The organism is Amycolatopsis sp. MtRt-6 (assembly GCF_017308975.1).
GTDB lineage: Bacteria > Actinomycetota > Actinomycetes > Mycobacteriales > Pseudonocardiaceae > Amycolatopsis.
Genome location: NZ_JADWPD010000005.1, coordinates 33,588 through 58,007 on the forward strand (window position 1 = coordinate 33,588; position 24,420 = coordinate 58,007).

The 24,420-nt window shown below is 71.5% G+C and carries 25 protein-coding genes; 13 read left to right on the forward strand and 12 right to left on the reverse strand.

Annotated features, from left to right (window positions below):
- Window positions 1-452 precede the first annotated feature (452 nt).
- The 3 genes from I4Q55_RS10765 to I4Q55_RS10775 form a co-directional block, all read right to left on the reverse strand.
- Complete coding sequence (locus I4Q55_RS10765) at window positions 453-1,229, reverse strand: hypothetical protein (protein ID WP_206786532.1); 777 nt, start codon at window positions 1,227-1,229, stop codon at window positions 453-455.
- Between the two features lie 222 nt (window positions 1,230-1,451).
- Complete coding sequence (locus tag I4Q55_RS10770; protein WP_206787382.1) at window positions 1,452-2,642, reverse strand: ABC transporter permease; 1,191 nt, start codon at window positions 2,640-2,642, stop codon at window positions 1,452-1,454.
- A gap of 23 nt (window positions 2,643-2,665) precedes the next feature.
- Window positions 2,666-3,574 (reverse strand): ABC transporter ATP-binding protein, encoded by a 909-nt coding sequence (locus tag I4Q55_RS10775; protein WP_206786541.1) that lies wholly within the window; start codon window positions 3,572-3,574, stop codon window positions 2,666-2,668.
- A gap of 118 nt (window positions 3,575-3,692) precedes the next feature.
- Here I4Q55_RS10775 and I4Q55_RS10780 point away from each other — a divergent pair, with 118 nt between their 5' ends.
- The 6 genes from I4Q55_RS10780 to I4Q55_RS10805 all read left to right on the forward strand — a co-directional run bounded on the left by I4Q55_RS10780 (window position 3,693) and on the right by I4Q55_RS10805 (window position 9,127).
- The gene (locus I4Q55_RS10780; protein ID WP_206786543.1) at window positions 3,693-4,907 is read left to right on the forward strand and encodes a CdaR family transcriptional regulator; all 1,215 of its coding nucleotides are present in this window, start codon (window positions 3,693-3,695) and stop codon (window positions 4,905-4,907) included.
- Between the two features lie 81 nt (window positions 4,908-4,988).
- Window positions 4,989-5,426, forward strand: coding sequence for a VOC family protein (locus I4Q55_RS10785; RefSeq protein WP_206786545.1), 438 nt, complete (start codon window positions 4,989-4,991; stop codon window positions 5,424-5,426).
- Window positions 5,427-5,624: 198 nt separating this feature from the next.
- On the forward strand, window positions 5,625-6,548 hold the full coding sequence (locus tag I4Q55_RS10790; RefSeq protein WP_307793178.1) for an ACP S-malonyltransferase: 924 nt from the start codon (window positions 5,625-5,627) through the stop codon (window positions 6,546-6,548).
- Window positions 6,545-7,528, forward strand: coding sequence for a beta-ketoacyl-ACP synthase III (locus tag I4Q55_RS10795; RefSeq protein ID WP_206786547.1), 984 nt, complete (start codon window positions 6,545-6,547; stop codon window positions 7,526-7,528). Before I4Q55_RS10790 ends, I4Q55_RS10795 begins: the two co-directional genes overlap by 4 nt.
- A 74-nt stretch (window positions 7,529-7,602) precedes the next feature.
- The gene (locus I4Q55_RS10800) at window positions 7,603-7,848 is read left to right on the forward strand and encodes an acyl carrier protein (RefSeq protein WP_004559006.1); all 246 of its coding nucleotides are present in this window, start codon (window positions 7,603-7,605) and stop codon (window positions 7,846-7,848) included.
- A 28-nt stretch (window positions 7,849-7,876) separates the two neighbouring features.
- On the forward strand, window positions 7,877-9,127 hold the full coding sequence (locus tag I4Q55_RS10805) for a beta-ketoacyl synthase (RefSeq protein WP_206786549.1): 1,251 nt from the start codon (window positions 7,877-7,879) through the stop codon (window positions 9,125-9,127).
- 58 nt (window positions 9,128-9,185) lie between these two features.
- On the opposite strand, the gene I4Q55_RS10810 is transcribed toward I4Q55_RS10805, so the two are convergent.
- Together I4Q55_RS10810 and I4Q55_RS10815 are read right to left on the reverse strand one after the other, a co-directional pair.
- Window positions 9,186-9,779, reverse strand: a complete 594-nt coding sequence (locus I4Q55_RS10810) for a hypothetical protein (protein WP_206786551.1) — start codon at window positions 9,777-9,779, stop codon at window positions 9,186-9,188.
- Between the two features lie 31 nt (window positions 9,780-9,810).
- Window positions 9,811-10,314 (reverse strand): DUF3145 domain-containing protein, encoded by a 504-nt coding sequence (locus I4Q55_RS10815; RefSeq protein WP_206786553.1) that lies wholly within the window; start codon window positions 10,312-10,314, stop codon window positions 9,811-9,813.
- A 269-nt stretch (window positions 10,315-10,583) separates the two neighbouring features.
- Between I4Q55_RS10815 and I4Q55_RS10820 the strand changes: the two genes are divergently transcribed.
- Window positions 10,584-12,728: a hypothetical protein gene (locus I4Q55_RS10820; protein WP_206786555.1), complete on the forward strand. Its 2,145-nt coding sequence runs from the start codon at window positions 10,584-10,586 to the stop codon at window positions 12,726-12,728.
- A gap of 3 nt (window positions 12,729-12,731) precedes the next feature.
- On the opposite strand, the gene I4Q55_RS10825 is transcribed toward I4Q55_RS10820, so the two are convergent.
- On the reverse strand, window positions 12,732-14,120 hold the full coding sequence (locus I4Q55_RS10825; RefSeq protein ID WP_206786557.1) for an NAD(P)/FAD-dependent oxidoreductase: 1,389 nt from the start codon (window positions 14,118-14,120) through the stop codon (window positions 12,732-12,734).
- 142 nt (window positions 14,121-14,262) lie between these two features.
- On the opposite strand from I4Q55_RS10825, the gene I4Q55_RS10830 reads away from it, so the two are divergent.
- A complete protein-coding gene (locus I4Q55_RS10830; RefSeq protein WP_307793179.1) occupies window positions 14,263-14,739 on the forward strand; it encodes a histone-like nucleoid-structuring protein Lsr2 in 477 nt (158 codons plus the stop codon).
- A 16-nt stretch (window positions 14,740-14,755) separates the two neighbouring features.
- On the opposite strand, the gene I4Q55_RS10835 is transcribed toward I4Q55_RS10830, so the two are convergent.
- From I4Q55_RS10835 to I4Q55_RS10855, 5 genes are all read right to left on the reverse strand, one after another.
- On the reverse strand, window positions 14,756-15,487 hold the full coding sequence (locus I4Q55_RS10835; protein ID WP_206786559.1) for a lipoate--protein ligase family protein: 732 nt from the start codon (window positions 15,485-15,487) through the stop codon (window positions 14,756-14,758).
- Window positions 15,484-16,872, reverse strand: coding sequence for an NAD(P)(+) transhydrogenase (Re/Si-specific) subunit beta (locus I4Q55_RS10840; protein ID WP_206786561.1), 1,389 nt, complete (start codon window positions 16,870-16,872; stop codon window positions 15,484-15,486). Before I4Q55_RS10840 ends, I4Q55_RS10835 begins: the two co-directional genes overlap by 4 nt.
- Window positions 16,869-17,174, reverse strand: a complete 306-nt coding sequence (locus tag I4Q55_RS10845) for an NAD(P) transhydrogenase subunit alpha (protein WP_033261827.1) — start codon at window positions 17,172-17,174, stop codon at window positions 16,869-16,871. Before I4Q55_RS10845 ends, I4Q55_RS10840 begins: the two co-directional genes overlap by 4 nt.
- 5 nt (window positions 17,175-17,179) lie before the next feature.
- Complete coding sequence (locus tag I4Q55_RS10850) at window positions 17,180-18,292, reverse strand: Re/Si-specific NAD(P)(+) transhydrogenase subunit alpha (RefSeq protein ID WP_206786572.1); 1,113 nt, start codon at window positions 18,290-18,292, stop codon at window positions 17,180-17,182.
- 123 nt (window positions 18,293-18,415) lie between these two features.
- Window positions 18,416-19,075 carry a TetR family transcriptional regulator gene (locus tag I4Q55_RS10855; protein WP_206786581.1) on the reverse strand — a complete coding sequence of 220 codons (660 nt, stop codon included), beginning with the start codon at window positions 19,073-19,075 and terminating at the stop codon, window positions 18,416-18,418.
- A gap of 93 nt (window positions 19,076-19,168) precedes the next feature.
- On the opposite strand from I4Q55_RS10855, the gene I4Q55_RS10860 reads away from it, so the two are divergent.
- From I4Q55_RS10860 to I4Q55_RS10880, 5 genes are all read left to right on the forward strand, one after another.
- Entirely contained in the window at window positions 19,169-20,227 is a 1,059-nt protein-coding gene (locus tag I4Q55_RS10860; protein ID WP_206786583.1) for a ferredoxin reductase, read from the forward strand.
- A gap of 11 nt (window positions 20,228-20,238) precedes the next feature.
- On the forward strand, window positions 20,239-21,345 hold the full coding sequence (locus I4Q55_RS10865) for an acyl-CoA desaturase (RefSeq protein WP_206786585.1): 1,107 nt from the start codon (window positions 20,239-20,241) through the stop codon (window positions 21,343-21,345).
- A 7-nt stretch (window positions 21,346-21,352) separates the two neighbouring features.
- On the forward strand, window positions 21,353-21,553 hold the full coding sequence (locus I4Q55_RS10870; protein WP_091307018.1) for a hypothetical protein: 201 nt from the start codon (window positions 21,353-21,355) through the stop codon (window positions 21,551-21,553).
- Window positions 21,554-21,782: 229 nt separating this feature from the next.
- On the forward strand, window positions 21,783-23,081 hold the full coding sequence (locus I4Q55_RS10875; protein WP_206786587.1) for a sensor histidine kinase: 1,299 nt from the start codon (window positions 21,783-21,785) through the stop codon (window positions 23,079-23,081).
- Window positions 23,082-23,090: 9 nt separating this feature from the next.
- Complete coding sequence (locus I4Q55_RS10880; RefSeq protein WP_206786589.1) at window positions 23,091-23,735, forward strand: response regulator transcription factor; 645 nt, start codon at window positions 23,091-23,093, stop codon at window positions 23,733-23,735.
- On the opposite strand, the gene I4Q55_RS10885 is transcribed toward I4Q55_RS10880, so the two are convergent.
- Window positions 23,720-24,367 (reverse strand): TetR/AcrR family transcriptional regulator, encoded by a 648-nt coding sequence (locus I4Q55_RS10885; RefSeq protein ID WP_206786591.1) that lies wholly within the window; start codon window positions 24,365-24,367, stop codon window positions 23,720-23,722. The two genes, I4Q55_RS10880 and I4Q55_RS10885, sit on opposite strands and share 16 nt — an antisense overlap.
- Window positions 24,368-24,420 lie beyond the last annotated feature (53 nt).

Below are 24,420 nucleotides of genomic sequence, written 5' to 3' on the forward strand. Positions count from 1 at the left end.
GCCCCTTTCGTCCTACCGCTCCCAACATGCTCGCCGGCGAGTGAATTCCCCAGGGAGTGTGAGGGGCGAGACATCCCACGGTCTGGACGTCACCGAGGTGGAGCACCCACCGCGGACGACGCGCGCGTGGACGCCCGAGGGGGCAGGCCGGTGATGGTGGGCCGCAGCCGCCGCGCGTCGATGGCGGCCCCGGGCGCTCGCCGGGCCAGCCAGGCCGGCGCGGTCCGGCGGCTTCCTCGACCGCCGGACCGCGGGACCCCAACGCACCCAATGTGGCGTTGGGTGCATCTGACGCACCCAATGTGGCGTTCGGTGCATCCCACGCACCCAAAGTGGCGTTCGGTGCATCCCACGCACCCAATGTGGCGTTCGGTGCATCCCACGCACCCAAAGTGGCGTTCGGTGCGTCTGACGCACCCAACGCCACATTGGGGTGCTTGGAGCGGTCGGTGTCAGGCCTGCGGGCGCGGGGTGCCGACCGGCGGCGTCGGGGTGCTGTCCGCGCCGACCGGCGCGCGCGGGGCCGCCGGGCCGGTGCCCATCTCGCCGGTGCGCTGCGCCGGCGTCTCCAGCTGGTGCTCCATGTTCGCGATCCAGCCGCGCCAGCGGTCCTGGGCCGGCTTGATCAGGCCGCCGCCGAAGCCGACCACGATCACGCCGCCGATCGTCGCCAGCACCGCGATCAGCACCGGGCCGGTGATCGCCGTCGCGATGTTCACCTGGCCGAGCGCCGCGATGATGCCGAACGCCATGATCAGCCAGTAGGCCGCCAGGGAAAGCGGGCGCGCCGCCCCGCGGCCGGACAGCGCGGACGCGACGACGTCCCGCACCACCTTCGCGATCGCCGCGGCCACCACGACGAGCACCAGCGCCACCACGATCCGCGGCAGGAACGCGATGATGTCGTTGAGCAGCTGGCTCACCGGGTTGGTCGGCCCGAACACGCCGAACGCCAGCTGCAGCGCGATCAGCAGAATGAAGTAGTAGACCAATTTGACGAGGATCCCGGTCGCGTCGATCTTCTGCTGGCCGACCTTTCCGCTCAGCCCGGTCCGCTCGACCAGTTTCCCGAAACCGGCTTTCCCGAGCACGAGCGCCAGCCCTTTCGAGACGGCTTTCGCGATCAACCAGCCGATCAGCAGGATGATCAGGAAACCCACGAGTTTCGGGACGAACGTGGCCACCATGGCCCACGCCTGCCCGAGCCCGTCCTTCAGTTGCTCGCCCATACCGACTCCCTCCACGGATTTGCACCGGATCGTCGATCAAGTACCCAGGGGCGGCAACTCGTGCGCCCCACGATCGAGTGAGACGACTGGCGCGCGAAGATCACCCGTGGCCATACTGGTTCTACCGGTGGGGACCGGGGAGACGAGGCCGTCCGGCGCAGCGTAAACCGCAAGCGCCGGGCGGCCTCGAGCATTAACCGGACGAATCCGGCTTGAGCGACGTCAGGCCGCGCGCAGGGCGTCGCGCAGTTTCACTTTCGCGCCGGTGCGCATGACGGCGTTCCGGTAGATCCGCGCGGCGAACCAGATCAGCCCCGGAATCATCAGCACCACCAGCCCCACCGACACCACGGCTTCCCAAACGGGCACTCCGCCCATCGCCAGCCGCATCGGCATCAGCGTCGGCGAGAACACCGGAATCACCGAAAGCACTTCGACGAACGTGTTGCCCGGATCCGACGGCAGCACGGAAATGCCGATCACGTATCCGGCGATCACCAGCATCATGGCCGGCATCGTGGCGCCGCCGATGTCTTCCTGACGCGAAACCAGCGCCCCGAGCGCGGCGAACACGATCGAGTACAGGAAGAACCCGAGCAGGTACCAGACGACCAGCCAGACGACGGTGCCCACGGCCGCCGAGACGGAGATCGTCAGCACGTCCGCGGCCAGCGCGGTCACCACCCCGACGACGCCGATCACGACCATCTGGAACAGCCCCACCACCCCGATGCCGAGCACCTTGCCCGCCATCAGCTGCCACGGCTTGATCGTCGACAGCAGCAGCTCGACCACCCGCGACGTCTTCTCTTCGACGACGCCCTGCGCGACGCTCTGGCCGTTGAGCAGGAGGGACATGTAGATCAGGACGCCGGCGATGATGCCCAGCACGAGCTGCTGACCGTTGTAGTCGTAGGGCTGCTCCAGCGGCGGGTCCTCGATGAACTTCGCCGAGGCGACCGCGGCCTGGAACCGGACGGGGTCCCCGCCCAGCGCGGCGACCTGCTGGGTCACCGCTACCTGCTGGGACAGCATCTGCAGGACGTTCGCGAGCTTGCCGTCGAGGTCCTTCTTCACCTGGACGTGCACGCTCCGGCCGTCGCCGGTGAGCAGCGCGTCGAGCGAGCCGTCGGCCAGCTGCGCCCGCCCGGCGGCCTCGTCGGCGACCTGCGTGGTCTCGATGTTCTCGTCGAGGGCCTTCCCGGCCGCGGTCAGCGGCGCGGAGAAGGCGGCGGTCGCGGCGGTGTACCCGACCTTCGAGTCGGCGCCGCCGCCGGAGATCAGCTTGAGCACGAAGATGCCGGCCACGATCAGCAGCAGCGTGACCACCGTGCTGATCCGGTAGGCCTTCGACTTCAGCCGGGTGCTGATCTCGCGGGAGGCGACCAGGCCCACCGCCGCGGTGGGGCTCATCCGGACGTCCGGGACCGGGGTGCTCACGCGGCCACCTCCTCGGTGGTGACGACGGAACGGAACAGCTCGGTCAGCGACGGCTGCTCGCGGGCGAACTCGCGGACCGGCCCGGTGGCCAGCGCCGCCTTGAGCACGGCCTGGTCGTCGGCGTCCTCGCCCAGTTCGAGCTCGGTCACCGCGCCCGTCCGGCCGAGCACCTTCACCCCGGGCAGGCCGTCGGCCCACCCGTCGGCGGCCTCGGGGACGTCGACCCGCAGCCGCGTCGTGCCGCCGACGCGCAGCTCGCCGACCGTGCCGACGGCCACCATCTGTCCACTCCGGACGATTCCGACGCGGTCGCAGAGCCGTTCGACCAGATCGAGCTGGTGGCTGGAGAACACGACAGGCACACCCTCGGCCGCCTTTTCCTTGAGCACCTGGCTCATCACGTCGACCGCGACCGGGTCGAGGCCGGAGAACGGCTCGTCGAGCACCAGGATGCGCGGCTCGTGCACCAGCGCGGCGGCCAGCTGGACGCGCTGCTGGTTGCCGAGGCTGAGCTTCTGCACCTCGTCGTCGCGGCGGCCGGCGACGCCCAGCCGTTCGGTCCACTTTTCGGTCGACGACCGCGCGTCCGCCGTCGACATCCCGTGCAGCCGCGCGAGGTACGTCAGCTGCTCGGCCACCTTCATCTTCGGGTAGAGGCCGCGTTCTTCGGGCATGTAGCCGATGTGGCGGCGCGTTTCGTGCGTCACCGGCGCGCCGTCGTAGCGGACTTCGCCGGCGTCGGCGGACAGCACGCCGAGCGCGATCCGCATGGTCGTGGTCTTGCCGGCGCCGTTGCTGCCGACGAAGCCGAACAATTCCCCCGGCCGGACGTCGAACGTCATTTCGCGAAGAGCGACCACGTCACCGTAGCGTTTGGAAATCCCGTCGATCTCTAAACCGGTCATTCCGGTTCCCCCGTTCTCGTGTGGCCCCGATCCTAGGCAGTGCGTACACGCCCCGGCCACCCTCGTGCGTTGCCGCGAGGGGCTACCAAAGTTGCGGGCACGTAGGATCGCGGGCGCCATGGATGGAACCACCGCCCCGCGCCGGGTGCCGAAGCACCACGGACTGTCCGCGAAGACGCTCCGGCGGCTGGAGCACGCGTCCGGCAGCCTCGCGAGCGCGAGCATCACGGTGATGGAGCGGCGGCTGCCCTGGTTCGCCCGGCTGCCCGCCGACCAGCGCGCGAGCGTCCTGCTGATCACCCAGGCCGGCGCCGCCGGCTTCGTCGACTGGCTGCGGGATTCCAAAGAGGCCTTGAAGCTCACGACCGAGGCGTTCCGCGACGCGCCGGCCGAGCTGTCGCGGTGGATCAGCCTGCGCCAGGCGGTCGGCATGGTGCGGCTGGCCATCGAGGTGTTCGAGGAGCAGCTGCCCGAGTTCGCGGCGAACGAAGCGGAACGGGCCGCCCTGATCGAGGGAATCCTCCGATACGGCCGCGAAATCGCTTTCGCGGCGGCGAATTCCTACGCCGCCGCGGCGGAAGCGCGCGGCGCGTGGGACGCCCGGCTGGAGGCGCTGGTCGTCGACGGCATCGTCCGCGGCGACGCCGAGGAGTCGGTGCTGTCGCGGGCCACGGCGCTGGGCTGGGACCCGACGGCGGCGGCCACCGTGCTCGTCGGCAACCCGCCGTCGGAGGACCCGCCGACGGTGGTGTTCGAGGTCCGCAGCCGCGCGGCCCGCGTCGGCCGCCCGGTGCTGCTGTCGGTGCAGGGGTCCCGGCTGGTGGTCGTGGTCGGCGGGCCCACCGAGGGCGGGGTCAAGGAGCGGGAGATCCTGACCCGCATGTCGGTGGCGTTCGCCGAGGGCCCGGTGGTCGCCGGCCCGACGGTGCCGACCCTGGCCGAAGCCCACCACAGCGCGACGGAGGCGTTGTCCGGCCTGCGGGCCGTGGTCGGCTGGCCGGGCGCGCCCCGGCCGGTGCGCTCGGCGGACCTGCTGCCCGAGCGCGCCCTGTCGGGGGACGCGGAGGCCGAGCGCCTGCTGGTGGACACGATCGCGCGGCCGTTGGAAGAGGCCGGACCGACGCTGCAGCGCACAGTCGAGGCGTACCTGGAGAGTGGCGGCGTGCTGGAGACGTGCGCGAAGACGCTGTTCGTCCACCCGAACACGGTCCGCTACCGGCTGCGGAAGGCGGCGGACCTGACGGGCTGCCAGGCAACCGACCCGCGCGACGCCCTGGTGCTGCGGATCGCGCTGACCGTCGGACGGCTGGCGAGGGCCCGCGGCCTCTGGTGACACCTCGGTGTCGAGAACCGGCCGCCGGCTCCGTCCCCGGAGCACGAGCGGCCATCGAGGCCGCGTGACCGAGGAGAAACCATGACGATCCAGCGGCTGGACAACATCGGCATCGTGGTCGAAGACCTGGCGGCGGTGATCGCGTTCTTCGTCGGTCTCGGCCTGGAGCTCGAGGGCGAGGCCACGGTCGAAGGGCCGCCGGTGGACAGCCTCGTCGCGCTCGAAGGCGTCCGGTGCGACCTGGCGGTGGTCCGGACCCCGGACGGCCACGGGCGGCTCGAGCTGATGAAGTTCCACGAGCCGGCGCCGCCGGCCGCCCCCGGACCGGCACCGCTGAACGCGTTCGGTCTCCGTCGCCTCATGTTCGCCGTCGAGGACATCGAGGCCGTCCTCGCCCGGGTGCGCCGGCACGGCGCCGAGCCCGTCGGCGAGCTGGTGCAGTACGGAGACAGCTACCGGCTCTGCTACGTCCGCGGCCCCGAAGGTCTCATCGTCGCCTTGGCCGAGAAGCTTGGCTGAAACCCCGCAGGACCGCCTCTTCCCGAGACGGGCGTCACGTGATGGACTTAACAGCGAAAGGTGATTGAACCCGACAAGGCATCCGGGTTACGCGCGAGCTTCCCCCGCCCTTCTTTGGAGGGTTCCGACAAAGACGCCGCACAGACACTGTGAGCGTCGGCATCCCCGGGAAGCCGCCCCGGAGTGTTGTCTTGAAGGGTGACAGCAGCAGTCCTCGCTCCCGGCCAGGGGTCCCAGGCCCCCGGCATGTTCACGCCCTGGCTCGACCTCGACGGCGCGCGCGAGCGCGTCGCGCAGTGGTCCGACCGCGCCGGGCTCGACCTGCTCCGCCTCGGCACCGAGGCGGACGCCGACGAGATCCAGGACACCGCGATCGCCCAGCCGCTGATCGTCGCGCTGTCGCTGCTCACCTTCGAGCACCTCCAGGCCACCGCGCCGGTGCCCGCGGACGCGCCGGTCGCCGGCCACTCCGTCGGCGAGCTCGCGGCCGCCGCGATCGCCGGGGTGCTGCAGCCCGAAGACGCCGTCGCGCTCGCCGCCGTCCGCGGGGCCGAGATGGCGAAGGCGTGCGCGATGGAACCGACGTCGATGGCCGCGGTCATGCTCGGCGACCCCGAGCAGGTCGTCGCGTGGCTCGAAGAGCAGGGCCTGACCGCGGCGAACCGCAACGGCGCCGGGCAGATCGTCGCCTCCGGTGCCGCCGACACGATCGCGAAGATCGTCGCCGAGCCCCTCGAAGGCACGAAGATCCGCGCCCTCAAGGTCGCCGGCGCGTTCCACACGCGGTACATGGCGCCCGCCGAAGAGGCGATGCGCGCCCACGCCGCCGAGCTGACCCCGGCAGACCCCACCCGCCCGCTGCTGTCCAACGCGGACGGTGCCGTCGTCACCAGCGGGGCCGAGTACCTGGAGCGGCTGGTCTCCCAGGTCACCCGGCCGGTCCGCTGGGACCTGACGATGGACGGCCTGGTCGCCGTCGGCGTCACCCACACGATCGAACTCGCGCCCGCGGGCACCCTGACCGGCCTGGTCAAGCGGCAGCTCAAGGGCGTCGTCACCACTACCACCGCGCTGAAGACGCCGGCCGAGCTGGCGACGCTGCGCCAGGAGGACGCCTCGTGACCGACCGACCCGCCCTGAGCCTCACCACCGGCTCCCGCGGCAGCCGCGTGCTGGGTATCGGCAGCGCGCAGCCGGAGAAGATCGTCACCAACGACGACCTCTCGAAGATCATGGACACCACCGACGAGTGGATCCAATCGCGTGTCGGGATCGTCGAGCGGCGGTTCGCCGAGAAGGACGAGGAGCTCACCGACTTCGCCGTGGCCGCCGGCAAGGCCGCCCTCGAAGACGCCGGTGTCGAGCCGTCCGAAGTGGACACCGTCATCCTGCCGAACTGCACGATGCGGACGCTCATCCCGAACGCCGCCGCGCAGGTGGCGGCCCGGATCGGCATCCCCAGCCCCGGTGCCTTCGACCTCAACGCCGCGTGCGCCGGGTTCTGCTACGGCCTGGGTGTCGCCTCGGACCTGATCCGGGCGGGCTCGGCGAAGAAGGTCCTGGTCATCGGCTCGGAGAAGCTCACCGACTCCGTCGACCCGGTCGACCGGGCCAACGCGATCATCTTCGCCGACGGCGCGGGCGCCGCGGTGGTCGGCGCGTCCGACGAGCCGCAGATCGGCCCGGTCTCCTGGGGCAGCGCGGGCGACCTGGTCGACCTGATCTACATGCGCGACGAGAAGTACATCTACCAGGAGGGCCAGTCGGTCTTCCGGTGGGCGACGACCCAGATCGCGCCGATCGCGCTGGGCGCGCTGGAGGCGGCCGGGCTCAAGCCGTCCGATGTGGACGTGCTGATCCCGCACCAGGCGAACCTGCGCATCGTCGAGGCGATCGCGAAGAAGCTGCGGGCCAACGGCGCCCGCGACGACATGGTCGTCGCCGACGACATCAAGTACTCCGGCAACACCTCGTCGGCGTCCATCCCCCTCGCGCTCGACCACATGCGCAAGGCCGGGACGGCGAAGCCCGGCGACCTGGTGCTGGCGGTCGGGTTCGGCGCGGGCCTGTCCTACGCCGGGCAGGCGTTCGTCTGCCCCTGATCACCGTTACGCTCCCCGCGGGCACTCGCCCGAGGGAAACAAGACCCCAGAAAGACCGAGAAGGGAACTACCCCATGGCTGACAACGCTGAGATCCTCGCCGGCCTCGCCGAGATCGTCGAAGAGGTCGCCGGTGTGGCTCAGGACGACGTCACCGCCGAGAAGTCGTTCGTGGACGACCTGGACATCGACTCGCTGTCGATGGTCGAGATCGCCGTGCAGGCCGAGGACAAGTTCGGCGTCAAGATCCCGGACGACGAGCTCGCCAACCTGAAGACCGTGGGCGACGCGGTGAACTACGTGTCCGCCAACTCGAAGTAAGTCCTCTTCCCTCCTTGAGGAGACTCCCATGAGCAACATCGACGTCGTGATCACCGGTCTCGGCGCCACCACACCGCTCGGCGGGGACGTCACGTCCACCTGGGACGGTCTGCTGGCCGGGGCGAGCGGGGTTCGCGCGATCGAGGCCGACTGGGTCGAGGAGCTGCAGCTGCCGGTCAAGATCGGCGGTCAGCTGGCCGTCGAGCCGGCCGATGTCCTGCCCCGGGTCCAGGCCCGCCGGATGGACCGCTGCGAGCAGGTCGCGCTGATCGCCGCCCGGCAGGCGTGGGCGGACGCCGGGTACACCGAGCCGACCGACGAGCACACCGACGTCGACCCCGACCGCCTCGGCGTGTCGATCGGCACCGGCATCGGCGGCCCGGTCACCCTGCTCACCCAGAACGACCTGTTGCACCAGCAGGGTCTCCGCAAGGTGTCGCCGCTGACCGTGCCGATGCTGATGCCGAACGGCCCGGCCGCGCACGTGGGCATCGACCTCCGGGCGCGGGCCGGGGTGCATTCCCCGGCCTCGGCCTGTGCCTCGGGTGCCGAGGGCATCGCCAGCGGGGTGGAGATGATCCGCTCCGGGCGCGCCGACGTCGTGATCGCGGGGGGCGCCGAAGCGTGCATCCACCCGATCACGCTGGCCGGGTTCGCCCAGGCCCGCACGGTCTCCACGCGCAACGACGACCCGGCGAGCGCGTCGCGGCCGTTCGACGCGAGCCGCGACGGCTTCGTTCTCGGCGAGGGCGCCGGCGTGGTCATCCTGGAGCGCGCGGACCTGGCGAAGGCCCGCGGGGCGCGCGTCTACGCGACGCTCGCCGGCCACGGCATCACCTCGGACGCCTACCACATCACCGGCAACCACCCGGAGGGCGTCGGCCAGATCGCCGCGATGCGCGCGGCGATGAAGATGGCCGGCGTGACCCCGGCCGACGTCGGGCACGTGAACGCGCACGCGACGTCCACTGTGGTCGGTGACATCGGCGAGGCGGCGGCGATCCGCAACGCGATCGGGGACCACGTGGTCGTCACGGCGCCGAAGGGCTCGCTCGGCCACCTCGTCGGCGGTGCCGGCGCGGTCGAGGGGATCATCACGATCCTGGCGCTCTACCACGGCCTGGTGCCGGCCACCCGGAACCTGACGGACCTGGACCCGCGGGTGCAGCTGGACGTCGTCGCGGGCGAGCCGCGCAAGGTCGAGCTGACCGCGGCGATCAGCAACTCGTTCGGGTTCGGCGGCCACAACACCGCGCTGCTGTTCACCCCGGCGGCCTGAGTTCGCTTTCCGGACACGAAGAAGGGGCCCGGCTTCGGCCGGGCCCCTTTCTCGTCGGTCAGCACTTCTCGTGTTCGGGCGGTGGCCCGCCGTCGACGGCGGCGATCTTCAGGGTCCTGTCCTCGATCACCATCGGCATGACGAGCCGCCACTTGATGCAGGGCTCGCGGAAGAACGGCGGGGCGTCCTCGACGGCCTGCCTGCTGGTGAACCCGACCAGGACCCGCAGCGAGGACCCGGACGAGCGCTCGATCCGGTAGACGAGGGCGTCGCTGTCCTTTGTGGTCCGAACCCCCTTCTTCCAGTCGGCCTGCGACTGGGCGGCGGCCCGCTCGTCGGTGACCACGGCGGTCCACTGCTGGTACTGCTTGAGGTTGATGGCCGTGAAGTACTTCTCCAGGAGCCGGCGGACGGCGTCGGCCTGCGGGTGCGCCCTGGCGTCGTCGGTCATCCGGACGGCGTCCGCCGCGCCGGGCTCACCGCTGTTCGACGGCGACGGCGACGGCACCGAGCTGGAGGCGTCGCCGGCGGGCTGGTCGGGCCGGCGGTAGAGCTCGCGCGCGAGCAGGCCGCCGCCGACGGTCACGGACAGCACCACGACCACGACGGGCACCAGCCAGCGCTGGCGAGAGCTGGGGGCGGGGGCGGTCACGCCGGAAAGGGTACCGGCCCCCTCCCGGGGCTCAGCCGACCTGGTGCAGCCAGGTCACCGGCGCGCCGTCACCGGCGTGGCGGAACGGCTCGAGCGCCTCGTCCCAGCTCGCGGCCAGGAGCTCGTCCAGCTTGTGCGCGAGGGATTCGCCGCCGCGGGTCATGGTGACGAGCGCGCGCAGCTGGTCCTCGCCCACCACGATGTCGCCGTTGGCGCTGGTCCGGCCGTGCCACAGGCCGAGGCCGGGCGCGAAGCAGAACCGTTCGCCGTCGACGCCCGCACTGGGCTCTTCGGTGACCTCGAACCGAATCATCGGCCACGCCTTGAGCGCGGCCGCCAGTTTGGCGCCGGTGCCCGCGGGCGCGCGCCAGCCGCACTCGGCGCGAAGCTGACCCGGACTGGCCGGCTGCGCCGTCCACTTCAGGTCAACGCGGGCACCCAGGGTGCCCGAAATGGCCCACTCGACGTGCGGACACACCGCAGACGGCGACGAGTGGACGTACACCACACCTCGGGTGCTGCCACGGGTGCTCACTGCTACCTCCGCTTGCTCGACGAGGGACGTCTTCCCCTACGCCCTACTCCGAGCTGCAGCGCGGGCCTCAGCGCGGCTCCCGAATGCCGCCTCCGATGCGTTGTAGCACATTCTGCACCCCAACCGTGCCGTTTGGCCACATGAACACCACAAGTCACCCGCCGCACACTTTCGGAGGGCAACCGGCCGCGGCTCGCCCGTGTCGCACGGATCATTGCGCTACGCGCGCTAGCGTGTTGACCCGGAACGGCGAGCAGGGAGGGACAGCGGTGCGACTGGTGCGCCTGGAGCGGCAGCAGTCCCGGGTGGCGGACGACATCCGGGCGGCACTGGCGTCCCTGGGCCGCGGCAGCACCGTGATCGGCGGGATAGCCCTGGTGGGCGTGGGCGGGGTGACGGACCGCCCGATCGAGGCGGTGGTGCTCCTCCCCCACGGAGTGATCATCGTGATCGGCGTGGACCTCCCGGACCCGGCATTGCGCCTGGAGGCCCCCCTGGGCGGCCCGTGGAAGGCGGACGGCTGGCCCCTGGTCGCGGACGACGATTCGGTGAACCCGGCCACGGAGGCCCTGGACGTTTCCCAGGCTTGCGAAAGGCGAATCGCGGCGCTGGTCCCGGGGACGGCCCCGGTGGGAACGATCATCGCGGTGGGGCCGTACGTGGAGACGGTGGACCAGCCGGTCTCGGACCTGGCGGGTCCGGTGCGGGTGTTGCACCCGACGCCGACGACGATGCTGGCGGCCACGGTGTCGTTGGCGACGGCGCACCGGCCACGGTCGGTGGACCAGGTCCGGGCGTTGATCCGCGGGCTGGCGCCGTCGGCCCCGGAGTTTTCGGATGAAGTCCTGCTGGGCGAGGGCTTCAGCCGGCTGACGGACGACTCGCCCCCGGAGTCCCTTTGGGACGATGGCCCGGAGGCGGCCGGAGCCGAGCCGGGCGCCGCGGCGGCTGTGGTTCCGGCCGCGGTTCACGGCACTGTTCCGGCTGCGGCTCCGGCCGCGGGTCCAGCGGCGGCTCCGGCCGCGGTTCCAGCGGCGGCTCCGGCCGCGGTTCCAGCGGCGGCTCCGGCCGCGGGTCCAGCGGCGGCTCCGGCCGCGGGTCCAGCGGCGGCTCCGGCCGCGGGTCCAGCGGTGGCTCCGGCCGCGGGTCCCGCCACGGCGGTTTCCGGCCCGGCCACGCCGAAGCAGGCGGCCCCGGCCACGGCGGGCAAGACCGACTGGCGGACCGAGACCCCGGCCGAAGCCAAGCCGAAGCCCGCGGCGCCGGAACCCGCGGTCGAGCCGGAGCTTTCCCCGACCGCGGAGACCACTTCCCCGCCCGCTGAAGTGCCTGTGGAGGAGGAACCGGCGCGGCCGGTGTTCCCCGGCATGGAGACCACGCCGGCCGAACCCACCGAGGTTCTTCCCTCGCCTGCCGAGCCAGAGCGCCCTGCCGATCCCCCGCCACGACCGGTCTTCCCCGGCACCGAGCCCCCGGACCCGGCTGATTCCTCTGCCGCCGAGACGGAACGCACCGAAAACCTCAGCCTTCCCAGGCCCGGCAGCAACCAAATCGCGGCCGTCGATCCCTCGACCGAGCCCGAGAACCCGGCACCCCGGCCCGGCAAAACCGAGCCAGCCGACCGCCCCGCCACGCCCGAACTCCCCACCGAAACCGCGCCATCTCCCGACCCCACGACACCCCGGCCCGGCAAAACCGGCCCCCAGCCCGCCGCGGCCGAAAATCCCGAGCCGTCGAGCGTCCCTCGGCTCCCGCTGCCCTCGGCCGGCTCCCCGCAGCCCTTCCCCCGACCCCGGCCGAAGCCCGAATCCACCGCCGCGACCCCGCGCACCGTCCGCTGGCTGCCCCTCGGCGCCATCGGTGCGCTCGTTGTCCTCGTCGTTGCCGCCGTTGCCGTTGCCACCACCGGTGACGGCACCGCCGCCGCGCCGGCTGCGCCGCCGGCCACCGTCTCGCCGGCGCCGCCCGCCACCACTCCCGTGCGCAGCCTGCAGTTCGCCCTCCGCGCCGCCGCCGGTGACCAGCGGTGTGCTTCGCACGCCTTCGGGGATGCCCAGACCAGCCTGCAGCAGACCAGCTGCTCCGGCGTCAAGCGCGCCAGCTACGCCGCCACCGTCGACGGCCGGGCCGGGGCTGTCACCGTCGGGATCGTCGAGTTCCCCGATGCGGCCCAGGCCGCCGCCTTCAAGGCCGTGGCCGACACACCCGGCGGGGGCGGGATCCTCGACCTCGCCACCGAGACCGGCCAGTGGGGCGCCACCGCCCCGCGCTTCGAGAACGCCGCCTACGCCAGCAAGCTCGACGGCTCCTCCGTGCGGCTCGTGCAGGCCGTCTGGGCGCCGGGACCGTCCACTCCGGACGATCCCGGCCTGGTCAGGGCCGCCAAGGCCGCCCTCGACCTGCCCGCCCAGTAGCCCTCAGAGCCCGTACGCCTCCAGCAGCCGCAGCCACACCTCGCTGATCGTCGGGAACGACGGCACCGCGTGCCACAGCCGGTCCAGCGGCACCTCGCCGACGATCGCGATCGTCGCCGAATGCAGCAGCTCCGAGACGTCCTGGCCGACGAACGTCACGCCCAGGAGCACGTTCCGCTCCGTGTCGACGACCATCCGGGCCTTGCCCGTGTAGCCGTCCGCGTGCAGGGACGAGCCCGCCACCGCGATGTCGATGTCGACGACGCGGTCCGCCGAGCCCGGCCGCGCGTCCGCCAGGCCGACCGCCGCGACCTCCGGGTCGGTGAACACCACCTGGGGCACCGCGTGGTGGTCGGCCGTCGCGGCGAAGCGGCTCCACGGCTCCGCCGACGAGAACGTCCCCGCCGCCAGCGCCGCCACCGTGTCGCCCGCCGCGCGGGCGCCGTACTTGCCCTGGTGGGTCAGCGGCGCCCGGCCGGTGACGTCACCGGCCGCGAACAGCCAGCCACCGTCCACTGCGGACACGCGGCCGGTGTCGTCGGTCTCCAGCGGCTGCCCGGGCTGGATGCCGAAGCGCTCGAGCCCGGCGGTCGCGGGGCGGCGGCCGGTCGCCACCAGGAACTCGTCGACGACGATCGTCGAGCCGTCCTTCAGCGTCAACGTCGTCCCGGAGTCACCGGCGGCGACCGCGGACACGCCCGACTCCGTGTGCACCACGACGCCGGCTTCGCGCAGCCCCGCCAGCACGAGGTCGCCGGCGAACGACGCGTTGCGCGGCAGCGGCCGCGGGCCGGTGATCACCAGGTGGACCTCCGACCCGAGCGTGGCGAACGCCTGCGCCATCTCGACGCCGACCACGCCACCGCCGAGGACGCCGAGGCGCCCGGGCACCGACGACGCCGACGTCGCTTCCCGCGAACCCCACGGCCGGATCGTGTCGAGCCCGGGAATCGACGGCGTGCTCGGGACGCTGCCGGTGCAGACGATCACCGCGTGCCGCGCGGTCAGCACGCGGTCACCGCCGACCGTCACTTCCCGCTCGCCGGTGATCTCCCCGTGCCCGCGAACCGGTTCGATGCCGGCGCCGCGAGCCCAGTCGACCTGCCCCGAGTCGTCGCCCTTGCCGGTGAACCAGTCACGGCGCGCGAACACCGCCGCCGGGTCGATCCGGTCGCCGACCGGCACGCCGGGCACCCGCTTGGCGGCGGCGAGGAGGTTTCCCGGCCGCAGCAACGCCTTGCTCGGGACGCAGGCCCAGTAGGAGCACTCGCCGCCGAAGCGTTCGTGCTCGACGAGGGCGACCTTCAGGCCTCCGCGGGCCGCCCGTTCGGCGGCCACCTCCCCCACCGGACCCGCGCCGATCACCACTACGTCAAAAGTCTGTCCAGACATGGCTTCAGGTCACACCACTACGCGGGATCACGCAAGCCAGCGGCTATTCTCCGTCAGGAAGTCGCAAGCTGTCGGCGGCACCGGGTGCCGTCGGGCCCGGTGCGCGCGAACACATCACACGTTCGAGCACGGGAGGTTTGTCGTGGCCAGGAACACGGCTGTGCAGGTGCTGGATGATCTGACCGGCGAGCCCGCGGCGGAGACCGTCGGCTTCGGCCTGGACGGCATCGACTACGACATCGACCTCTCCTTCGCCAACGCCGAGGCGTTGCGCGAGTTCCTCCAGCGGTACGCCGGCGCCGGCCGCCGCACCGGCGGCCGCAAGAACCGGCCGCGGATCGTGCCCGGCGCGAAGAAGACCCCGCCCGCCGCGAAGCCCAAGGCCGCGCCCGCCAAGGCCACCCCGGCCAAGGCCGCACCCGCCAAAGCCACCCCGGCCAAAGCCACCCAGGCGAAGGCGAAGGCGACCACCACGGTCAAGCCCGCGCCGGCGAAGCCGACCCGCGCGAAGGCCGAGCCCGCGAAGCCCGTTCGCGCCAAGCAGGCCGCGGAGCCGAAGGCCACCACCCGGGCGGTCGCGCGCAAGATCCCGACCGTCACGTTCTCGGCGGCCGAGTAAGTCCACAGTAGACGGTTCAGGCCGCGCGCTGGGCGCCGTCGGCGTGCCAGGACGGGTAGCGGTAGCGGGTGTGCAGCAACGCCCGCTGCCGCGCCAGCTCGGCCGCCGACGGCGGGCGGGGCACGAGCGTCCCGAGCAGCTGTGACGCCGCCGCCCGGACCGCCGCCTCGACGGCCGGGAACCCGGGTCGCAGGCCGTGCTCGGCCAGCGACGCCACCGGGCTGCGGTGCGAGTCGAGCGGCCGCGGGTCCGGCGGCGCGCTGGTCAGGTAGCGGCCGACGAGCCCCGCCGACGTCTCGACCAGCAGCGTCGAGTGGGCCAGCAGAACGGACTTGGTGCGGAACACGGCGAACCCGCACAGCTTCGCGTCGCCGACGAACAGCCCGCGGTCGCCGATCCGCGGCACCAGCCCGAGCTGGTCCACGGCGGCGCTCATCACCTGGCCGAGTGCTTCCAGCGGCCGGTCGGCCGGGCCGGGCAGGACCAGGGTGACGTTCAGGTTGCCGGGGTCGTGGAACACCGTGCCGCCGCCGCTGGCCCGCCGCAGCACCGGGACGCCGTCGCGCTCACATTCCAGAACGCGCACTTCGCGGGCGATCCGCTGCCCGCGCCCGACCACGACGCAGACCGGGTTGCGCCAGAGCCACAGCACCGGTGACTCGGGCGCAACCCGGAGGAGCGCTTCGTCGAAAGCGAGATTCTCGGCCGGATCCGTGAACGCCGCACGAACATCCGACCCGGTCGTCATAGCGCCTTGAGTTCCTCCACGATCTCGCCCACCGACGACTTGGCGTCCCCGAAGAGCATGCTGGTCTTCGGATCGTAGAACAGGTCGTTGTCGATGCCGGCGAACCCGGAGCTCATCCCGCGTTTCAAGACGATCACGGACCGGCTCTCGTTGACCTTGAGGATCGGCATCCCGTAGATCGGCGAGCTCGGGTCGGTCTGCGCCGCCGGGTTCGTGACGTCGTTCGCGCCGATCACCAGCGCGACGTCGGTCTGGGCGAACTCGGAGTTGATCTCGTCCATCTCCTTGAGCTGCTCGTACGGCACGTCGGCCTCGGCGAGCAGCACGTTCATGTGCCCCGGCATCCGGCCGGCCACCGGGTGGATCGCGTAGGCGACCGTGATGCCCTTCTTTTCCAGCAGCTTTGCCATCTCGCGGACGGTGTGCTGCGCCTGCGCCACGGCCATGCCGTACCCCGGCACGACGACGACCTTGCTCGCGTAGGCCATCTGGATCGCGGTGTCGGCCGCGCTCGTCGACCGCACCGGCCGGGCTTCCTTCTCACCACCGCCGGCCGCGACCGCCGGCCCGCCGCCGAAGCCGCCCGCGACGATCGCCGGGATGGACCGGTTCATCGCCTTGGCCATGAGGTTGGTCAGGATCGAGCCGGACGCGCCGACGATCATGCCGGCCACGATGAGCGCGGTGTTGTCCAGCGCCAGGCCCATCGCCGCGGCCGAAAGCCCGGTGAAGGCGTTGAGCAGCGAGATCACGACCGGCATGTCCGCGCCGCCGATCGGCAGCACCACGGTGAGGCCGAGGACGCCGGACGCGACGAGCAGCCCGACGATCAGCAGCCACGAGTCACCGCCGGCGATGATCACCACCGCGCAGGCCACCGCGATCAGCAGGAGCAGCGCGTTGACCGGCTGCTGGAGCTTGCCCAGCGTGATCGGGCGGCCGCTGATCAGCTCCTGCAGCTTGCCGAAGGCGACGTTCGAGCCCCAGAAGGAGATCGACCCGATGATCGCGGCGAACAGCGACGCGATCGCGATGTACGCCGGTTCGTGCGCGTAGCCGCCGGTGGAGTTGAACTCGACCCACGCGATGAGCGCGACCGCGCCGCCGCCGACGCCGTTGAACAAGGCCACCATCTGCGGCATCGCGGTCATCTTGACCTGGCGCGCCGACGGGACGCCGACGACCACGCCGATCCCGACGCCGAGGGCGATCAGCACCCAGTTGCCCATCCCGGGGGTGAGCAGCGTGGCGATCACGGCGATGCCCATGCCGGCCGCGGCGATCCAGTTGCCGCGGACGGCGGTGCGCGGGCCGGTGAGGCCCATCAAGCCGTAGATGAAGAGGGCGAACGCGATGATGTAGAGGATCGCGATGAAGTCGGTCACTTCGTCTCCTCCTCATCGGCCGGGGCGGGCTTCTTGGCCTTGAACATCGACAGCATCCGGTCGGTGACGAGGAACCCGCCGACGACGTTGATGGTGCCGAAGGCGATCGCGATCACCAGCAGGATCTTGTTGAACACGCCGTCGACACCGAGGCCGAGCACGACCAGCCCGCCCAGCAGCACGATGCCGTGGATGGCGTTGGTGCCCGACATCAGCGGGGTGTGCAGGGTGTTGGGCACCTTCGAGATGACAGCGAAGCCGACGAACCCGGCGAGCACGAGCACCGCGAGGTTCTGCACCAATGGGCTCACGACGCGCTCCCTTCGCGCCCGGCCACGCAGGCACCGGCGACGATCTCGTCTTCGAAGTTCAGCTCCAGCGCGCCTTCCTTCGTCACGAGCAGCTCCAGCAGCTCGACGACGTTGCGCGCGTAGAGCTCGCTGGCGTGCGAAGGCATTTCGGCGGGCAGGTTGAGCGGGGACGAAATGGTGACGTCGTGCTCCACGACGTCCTCACCCGGCTTGGTCAGCTCGCAGTTGCCGCCGGTCTCGCCGGCGAGGTCGATCACGACCGACCCGGCGGGCATGCCCTTGACGGCGTCCGCGGTGACCAGCGTCGGCGCCTTGCGGCCCGGGACCAGCGCGGTGGTGATCACGACGTCGAACTTCGTGATGGCTTCGGTGAGCCGCCGCTGCTGTTCCTCGCGCTCCTCCGGCGTCAGCTCGCGGGCGTACCCGCCTTCGCCGACCGCTTCGATGCCGAGGTCGAGGAACTGCGCGCCGAGCGACTTGACCTGCTCGGCGACCTCGGGCCGCACGTCGTAACCCGTGGTCTGGGCGCCGAGCCGTTTCGCCGTGGCCAGTGCCTGCAGACCGGCGACGCCGGCGCCGAGCACGAGCACCTTGGCCGGTGGGACGGTGCCCGCCGCGGTGGTGAGCATCGGGAAGAACCGCGGGAGTTTCTGCGCGGCGAGCAGGACCGCGCGGTAACCGCCGATGCTGGCCTGTGACGACAGCGCGTCCATCGCCTGCGCCCGGGAAATCCGCGGGACCGCCTCCATCGCGAAGGCGCGCACCCCCGCTTCTTCGAGCTTCGCGAGCCCGTCCGGGTTGCCGCGCGGATCGAGGAAACCGACGAGCACGGCGCCCCGGCTCAGTTTCGCGACTTCCGCGGGCGATGGCGGGTTGACCTTCACGACGATCGGCGCGCCCCAGGCGTCGCCGAGTTCGGCACCGGCTTGGGTGTACGCGTCGTCACTCAGGTGCGCCCCGGACCCGGCACCCGGCTCGACGACGACGCGCAGCCCGCGCTGCGCGAGCCGCCCGACGAGCTTGGGCACCACGGCCACCCGCCGCTCCCCGGGGCGTGATTCGGCCACCACACCCACGGTGAGCTGCTGACTCTGTTCGCTGTCCGTCACACGACCTCCTCATCGGCGAGGCACGATCCGAGGGTTGTACCACGTCGGACCGACAGTCCCCAGTGACGTGAGTCGCAAGTCTCCGGGTTGTGCCGGGAAATACGAGTGCCGCCCGGGAAACGTTCAGCTGGTTTTCCAGTGCGGGACGCCCAGCAGGACGAGGCGCAGCCGTTTTTCCGCCGTTCCGGTGATTTTCGCGTCGTCACCTGGGCGGGCTTCGAGCAGTTCGACAATGGTCGTCAGCATTGCGGAAACGATCAAGTCGGCCAGCATGTGCAGGTCTTCGGTGCTCCACTCGCGCAGCGTCGGAAAGCGGGCGAGGTCGATCGCGAGGTCGCCGGAGAACAGCCGCAGTTCGGCGGCGATCGCCTGGGCGAGCGAGCCGCCGGCGTACCGCTCGCGGGTCAGGAACCGGAAATGGTCCTCGTTCGCCCGGACGAACCGGTGCAGCGTCGTCACCGACGCGCTGATCATCCCCTGGTAGGTGGCCGGATCGGTGCGGGCGGAGCGGATCATCCCGCGCAGCGTGCGCGTCGCCTCTTCGACGAGCGCGACACCGAGGTCGTCCATCGAGGCGAAGTGCCGGTAGAAGGCCGTCGGGACGATGCCGGCGCCTTTCGCGACCTCGCGCAGCGACAGCGTGGCGAACGGGCGGTCGGCCAGCAGCTCGAGGGCGGTGTCCAGCAGCGCCTGGCGGGTGCGCATTTTGCGTTCTTGGCGGCTCACCGGCGTCAGGGGTTCGGACACAGGGTCCAGCGTACGGCTGTCCACCGCGTTGCTCACGTCACATCCTTCGCGTCTCGCGTTGACAGGGCGTCCACTCCTGCAGTGCACTGTTGAGTGTACAGTCGTTCACTGTAATCGAGGAGGAACCCGATGACGGCGCTCATCCCCCGGCGGGTGCGCGGCCTCGCCTCGCTGGCCGAGGCGCTGCTGACGCCGCACGGGATGGACCGGTACCTGGAGCTCGTCGACCCGATGCTGGTCCGCCGCGAGATCCGCGGGCTGGTCACGGCGGTGCGCAAGCAGACGCCGGACAGCGTCACCCTCACCGTGCGGCCCAGCCGCGCGTGGCCCGGCTTCACCGCCGGCCAGTACGTCCGGATGCAGGTGGAGATCGACGGCGTCCGGCGCACGCGCTGCTATTCGCCGTGCGGTTCGCAGTACGACGACGAACTGGAGTTCACCGTCAAGGAGCAGGGCCTGGTCTCCGGGCACCTGAACCGTTCGATCGGCGTCGGCTCGGTCGTCAATCTGTCCACTCCGGACGGCGGGTTCACGCTGCCCGCCGAGCGGCCGGACCGGGTGCTGCTGATCAGCGGCGGCAGCGGCATCACGCCGGTGCTCGCGATGGCGCGCACCCTGGTCGCGGAGGGCCACCCGGGCGAGATCGCGTTCCTGCACTACTCCAACGGCCCGGCCGACGCGCTCTACCGCACCGAACTGGCCGAGCTCGCCGCCCGGCACCCCGGGCTGCGAGTGGCACACGCCTACACCCACTCGACGGGCGGCGACCTGAACGGGTTCTTCTCGGTCGAGCACGTCGAGCCGCGGTTCCGCGACGCGGAGACGTTCGTCTGCGGCCCGAAACCGCTCATGGACGCCGTCCGCGCGGAGTTGGGTGAACGCGTGCACACCGAAGAGTTCACGCCGCCGGCGCTGACCTTCGACACGGCGGACGCGGAAGGCCGGGTGCGGTTCCGCCGCAGCGGCCGGGAGTGCGCCAACTCGGGGAAGCCGTTGCTGGAGCAGGCCGAGGAAGCCGGGCTGTCGCCGGAGCACGGCTGCCGGATGGGCATCTGCTTCTCCTGCACCCAGCTGAAGACCGCCGGGCGCGTCCGCAACGCGCGCACCGGCGAGGTTTCCGGCGAGGAAGACGAAGAAATCCAGCTCTGCATCTCCGTCCCGGTCGGGGACGTCGAGATCGACGCTTAGAGGAGACTGCCATGACCGGTCTGCAGGACCGCCTGACCCCGGAACAGGTCGAGGAGTTCGGCCGCGAGCTCGACGCGCTGCGGCAGCGCATCGTCGACGACCTGGGCCAGGAAGACGTCGACTACATCCACCGGATCATCAGGACCCAGCGCGGCCTGGAGGTCGCCGGGCGGGCGTTGCTGTTCGCCGGGTTCTTCCCGCCGGCGTGGCTCGCCGGCGTCGGCGCGCTGTCGCTGGCCAAGATCCTGGACAACATGGAGATCGGCCACAACGTCATGCACGGCCAGTACGACTGGACGCGCGACCCGGCGCTGAGCTCGCAGCGGTTCGAGTGGGACACGGTGGCGCCGGCGGAGAACTGGCGGCACTCGCACAACTACATCCACCACACGTACACGAACATCGTCGACAAGGACCGCGACGTCGGCTACGGGATCCTGCGGATGGACACCGCCCAGAAGTGGCACCCGTACTACCTGGGCAACCCGGTGTACGCGACGCTGCTGGCGATCTTCTTCCAGTGGGGCGTGATGCTGCACGACCTCGAGGTCGAAAACGTCGTCAAGGGCTCGCGTTCGTGGACAGACAACGTGCCGGTGCTGCGGCGCATCGTGCGGAAGGCGTCGCGGCAGATCGGCAAGGACTACGTCCTGTTCCCGCTCCTGACCGGTCCGCTGGCCCCGCTGACGTTCCTCGGCAACGCGACGGCGAACCTGACCCGCAACCTGTGGGCGTTCGCGATCATCTTCTGCGGCCACTTCCCGGCGGACGTCGAAAGTTTCACCGAAGAGGAAACCGCTTCGGAATCGCGGGGCCAGTGGTACCTGCGCCAGATCCTGGGTTCGGCGAACATCACGGGCGGCCCGCTGTTCCACATCCTGAGCGGCAACCTGTCACACCAGATCGAGCACCACCTGTTCCCGGACATCCCGGCGCGTCGGTACCCGCAGATCGCCGGCGAGGTGCGCGAGATCTGCGAGAAGTACGGGCTGCCGTACCACACGGGCCCGCTGCGCAAGCAGCTCTGGTCGGTGGCGAAGAAGATCGTGAAGCTGGCCCTGCCCGCCCCGCAGTCCCCGGCTACCGTGGAACCCGACCGGCAGCTCCGAGCGGCGTGAGGGTGACATGGTGGGTCAGTTCGAACGAGAGAAGGACACCCTGCAGGTGATCACCGAATCAGCGGCAACGCACGTCGGCAACATCGCTTCGATCATCACGGGCGCGATCCGCGACATCGCCCGCGAGACGGGTGACTGGCTCACCGACGTGATCGAGATGCGCGAGGCGGCGCAGCGGGCGCGGGAGGACGACCCGGACACGCCCTGAACCCGAGTGCCGCGAATGACTCATTGGGGACGTGGGAGGTCCCCAATGAGTCATTCGCGGCGTCGCTTCCCCGGCCGGCGCGGAAATTGTCGGTGCCTGCCGGTACGTCGCTTCCCCGGCCGGCGCGGAAATTGTCGGTGCCTGCCGGTAGCGTGGAAAACGGGGGGCGCCCCCGCGGCCGGGTGCCGAACCGGGCGCTTCCCGGGGGCTGAAGCCGGGGGAAAACCGGATGGGCTCGCTCGCGGAACCGGGCGACACTGAACCCGTGACCACCTTCGACCCACCCCACCCGCTGCGCCGGGTCTTCGGCCCGCTCGCCTCGCGGGACTTCCGGGCCGAATACCTCTGGCTGTGGCTCGCCGGCCCGCTCACCCTCTTCTCGCTCCTCACCTTCCTCGTCCTGCTCGCGCTCGGCCTCTGGCTCACCCCCGTCCTGGTCGGCTTCCTCGTCCTCGCCGGCGCCATCTTCTACGTCCGCGGGCTCGGCGCCGCCCACCGGAAGCTCGCGAAAGCCCTGCTCGGCGTCAGCGTCCCCGCCCCGCGCCGTCCCGAGCTCAAGCCCGGGCTGTGGAGCTGGGTGAAAGCCCGCGTCGGCGATCCCGCGGGCTGGCGGGCCGTCGGCTACCTGCTCCTGCGCCTGCCGCTGACCCTCGCCGGGCTCTTCACCGTCTTCGCAGCGACCGTCTACAGCTTCGCCGCCACCCCCTATTCCTTCCTCTGGTACCCGCTCGGCGAACGGCAGCTGCCCGCCTTCGACATCCGCGCCGACAGCTGGGCCGGCGCGCTCGCCTGGTCGGCGTCCGGGCTGCTGGTGCTGCTCGCGCTGCCGTGGGTGACGCACGCCTTCGTCGCGCTCGACCGGCTGCTCGTCGTCGGGCTGCTCGGCGAACGCGAGCTGTCCGAACGCGTGCGCGACCTGGAGGCGAGCCGCGCGACGGCGGTCGAAGACGCCGCCCTGCGGCTGCGGCGCATCGAACGCGACCTCCACGACGGCGCGCAGGCCCAGCTCGTCGCGCTGGCGATGAAGCTCGGCCTCGCCAAGGACGAGCTGGCCGACGTCGACCTCCCGCAGGTGAAAGAGCTGGTCACCGCGGCGCACACCAACGCCAAGCAGGCGCTGACCGAGCTGCGCGACCTCGCCCGCGGCATCCACCCGGCCGCGCTGGACGCGGGCCTGGACGTCGCCCTCGCCACGCTGGTCGCGACGTCCGGGATCGACGCGCGGGTCGTGGTCGACCTGCCGCGCCGCCCGCCGCCGTCGCTGGAGACCATCGTCTACTTCAGCACCGCCGAACTGCTCACGAACGCCGCCAAGCACGGTGGGACGACGCTGGTCGAAGTCACCGAAACCCTGGACGTGCTGCTGCTGCGGGTGCTCGACAGCGGCCCCGGCGGCGCCCGGATCGTGCCGGGCGGCGGCCTGGCCGGCGTCGCCGAACGGCTGCGGACGGTGGACGGCGAGCTGACCGTCACCAGCCCGGCGGGCGGTCCGACCGAAGTGACGGCGCGGGTGCCGCTGCCCCGCTAGGGTCGCGGCATGCGGATCGTCATCGCGGAGGACTCCACCATCCTGCGCCAGGGCCTCGCCGAGCTGCTGACCTTCCGCGGCCACGAGGTCGTCGCCGCGGTGAAGGACGCCGACGCGCTGCGCGCCGCCGTGGAAAGCCACGCACCCGACGTGTCCATTGTGGACATCCGGATGCCGCCGACGCACACCGACGAAGGCCTGCGGGCGGCGATCGCGCTGCGCCGCGAGCTGCCGGGCTGCGCGATCCTGCTGTTCTCCCAGTACGTCGAGACGAAGTACGCGGCCCAGCTCCTGGCCGACCGCGCGGGCGGCGTCGGGTACCTGCTCAAGGACCGCGTCGCGGAGGTCTCGGACTTCCTCGACGCGCTGCGCCGGGTCGCCGACGGCGAGACGGTCCTCGACCCCGAGGTCGTCAGCCAGCTGTTCTCGGCGACGCGCCGGACCGACGCGCTCGGCGACCTCACCCCGCGGGAGCGCGAGGTGCTCGGCCTGATGGCGGAAGGCCGGTCGAACTCCGCGATCGCGGCGAAGCTGTACCTCTCCCCCGGCTCGGTGGAGAAGTACGTGACGTCGATCTTCGGCAAGCTCGGCCTGTCACCGTCCGATGGGGACAACCGCCGGGTGCTCGCGGTGCTGCGTTACCTGGATTCCTGAGCCAGCAGCCCGTCGACGAAGGCGCGCAGCCCCGCCCGGTAGGTGTCGCGCGCGCTCAGCTCCGGCCAGCGGTCGCCGACCGCGGCGAGGTTCGGGAAGCGGGCCGCGTCCAGCCCGGCGAACACCTGATCGCGGTAGCTCGGCCTGCCCTCGGCCGCCCGCCGCCCGGCGCGCGCCCGGACCAGGATCTCGCCGATCGTGTAGTACCAGACGTTCCGGTACAGCTCGACGGCCCGCTCCGGCGGGCACCCGCAGGCCAGCGCGCCCCCGACGATCGCGTCGACCATCCACAGCGCCGACTCGCCGAGGAAGTCGTCGGCCGTGAGCACCTCCGCGATCTCGGGCCGACCGGCGAGCGCGTCGTGCATCAGGGTCGCCGCGGCGACGACGCGCTCCCGCGGATCGTCCGGCAGCGCGGGCCGCGGCAGCCGCTCGGCGTAGTGCTCCAGCAGCTGGATCAGCAGGTCGTCCTTGTCGCGCACGTGGTGGTACAGCGTCGTCGCGCCGACGCCGAGCTCCGCGGCGAGCCTGCGGATCGTCAGCTTCTCCCGGCCGTCCCGGTCGAGGATCGCCCGCGCGGCTTCGAGGATCTGCTCGCGGGACGTCGAGGGCGGCCGCCCGATGCGTGGCACGTCCCCATCATGCCCGGTCGACAGCTCCGACCGCCCGGTGCTACTTTCGGAAC

Bases quoted from the DNA above. Each gene is read 5' to 3' on its own strand.
- I4Q55_RS10875 (WP_206786587.1), top strand. From the start codon at position 21,783: ATGGGCTCGCTCGCGGAACCGGGCGACACTGAACCCGTGACCACCTTC.
- I4Q55_RS10805 (WP_206786549.1), top strand. From the start codon at position 7,877: ATGAGCAACATCGACGTCGTGATCACCGGTCTCGGCGCCACCACACCG.
- I4Q55_RS10765 (WP_206786532.1), bottom strand. From the start codon at position 1,229: ATGGGCGAGCAACTGAAGGACGGGCTCGGGCAGGCGTGGGCCATGGTG.
- I4Q55_RS10860 (WP_206786583.1), top strand. From the start codon at position 19,169: ATGACGGCGCTCATCCCCCGGCGGGTGCGCGGCCTCGCCTCGCTGGCC.
- I4Q55_RS10785 (WP_206786545.1), top strand. From the start codon at position 4,989: ATGACGATCCAGCGGCTGGACAACATCGGCATCGTGGTCGAAGACCTG.
- I4Q55_RS10870 (WP_091307018.1), top strand. From the start codon at position 21,353: ATGGTGGGTCAGTTCGAACGAGAGAAGGACACCCTGCAGGTGATCACC.
- I4Q55_RS10825 (WP_206786557.1), bottom strand. From the start codon at position 14,120: ATGTCTGGACAGACTTTTGACGTAGTGGTGATCGGCGCGGGTCCGGTG.
- I4Q55_RS10775 (WP_206786541.1), bottom strand. From the start codon at position 3,574: ATGACCGGTTTAGAGATCGACGGGATTTCCAAACGCTACGGTGACGTG.
- I4Q55_RS10865 (WP_206786585.1), top strand. From the start codon at position 20,239: ATGACCGGTCTGCAGGACCGCCTGACCCCGGAACAGGTCGAGGAGTTC.
- I4Q55_RS10770 (WP_206787382.1), bottom strand. From the start codon at position 2,642: ATGAGCCCCACCGCGGCGGTGGGCCTGGTCGCCTCCCGCGAGATCAGC.
- I4Q55_RS10835 (WP_206786559.1), bottom strand. From the start codon at position 15,487: ATGACGACCGGGTCGGATGTTCGTGCGGCGTTCACGGATCCGGCCGAG.
- I4Q55_RS10780 (WP_206786543.1), top strand. From the start codon at position 3,693: ATGGATGGAACCACCGCCCCGCGCCGGGTGCCGAAGCACCACGGACTG.
- I4Q55_RS10880 (WP_206786589.1), top strand. From the start codon at position 23,091: ATGCGGATCGTCATCGCGGAGGACTCCACCATCCTGCGCCAGGGCCTC.
- I4Q55_RS10800 (WP_004559006.1), top strand. From the start codon at position 7,603: ATGGCTGACAACGCTGAGATCCTCGCCGGCCTCGCCGAGATCGTCGAA.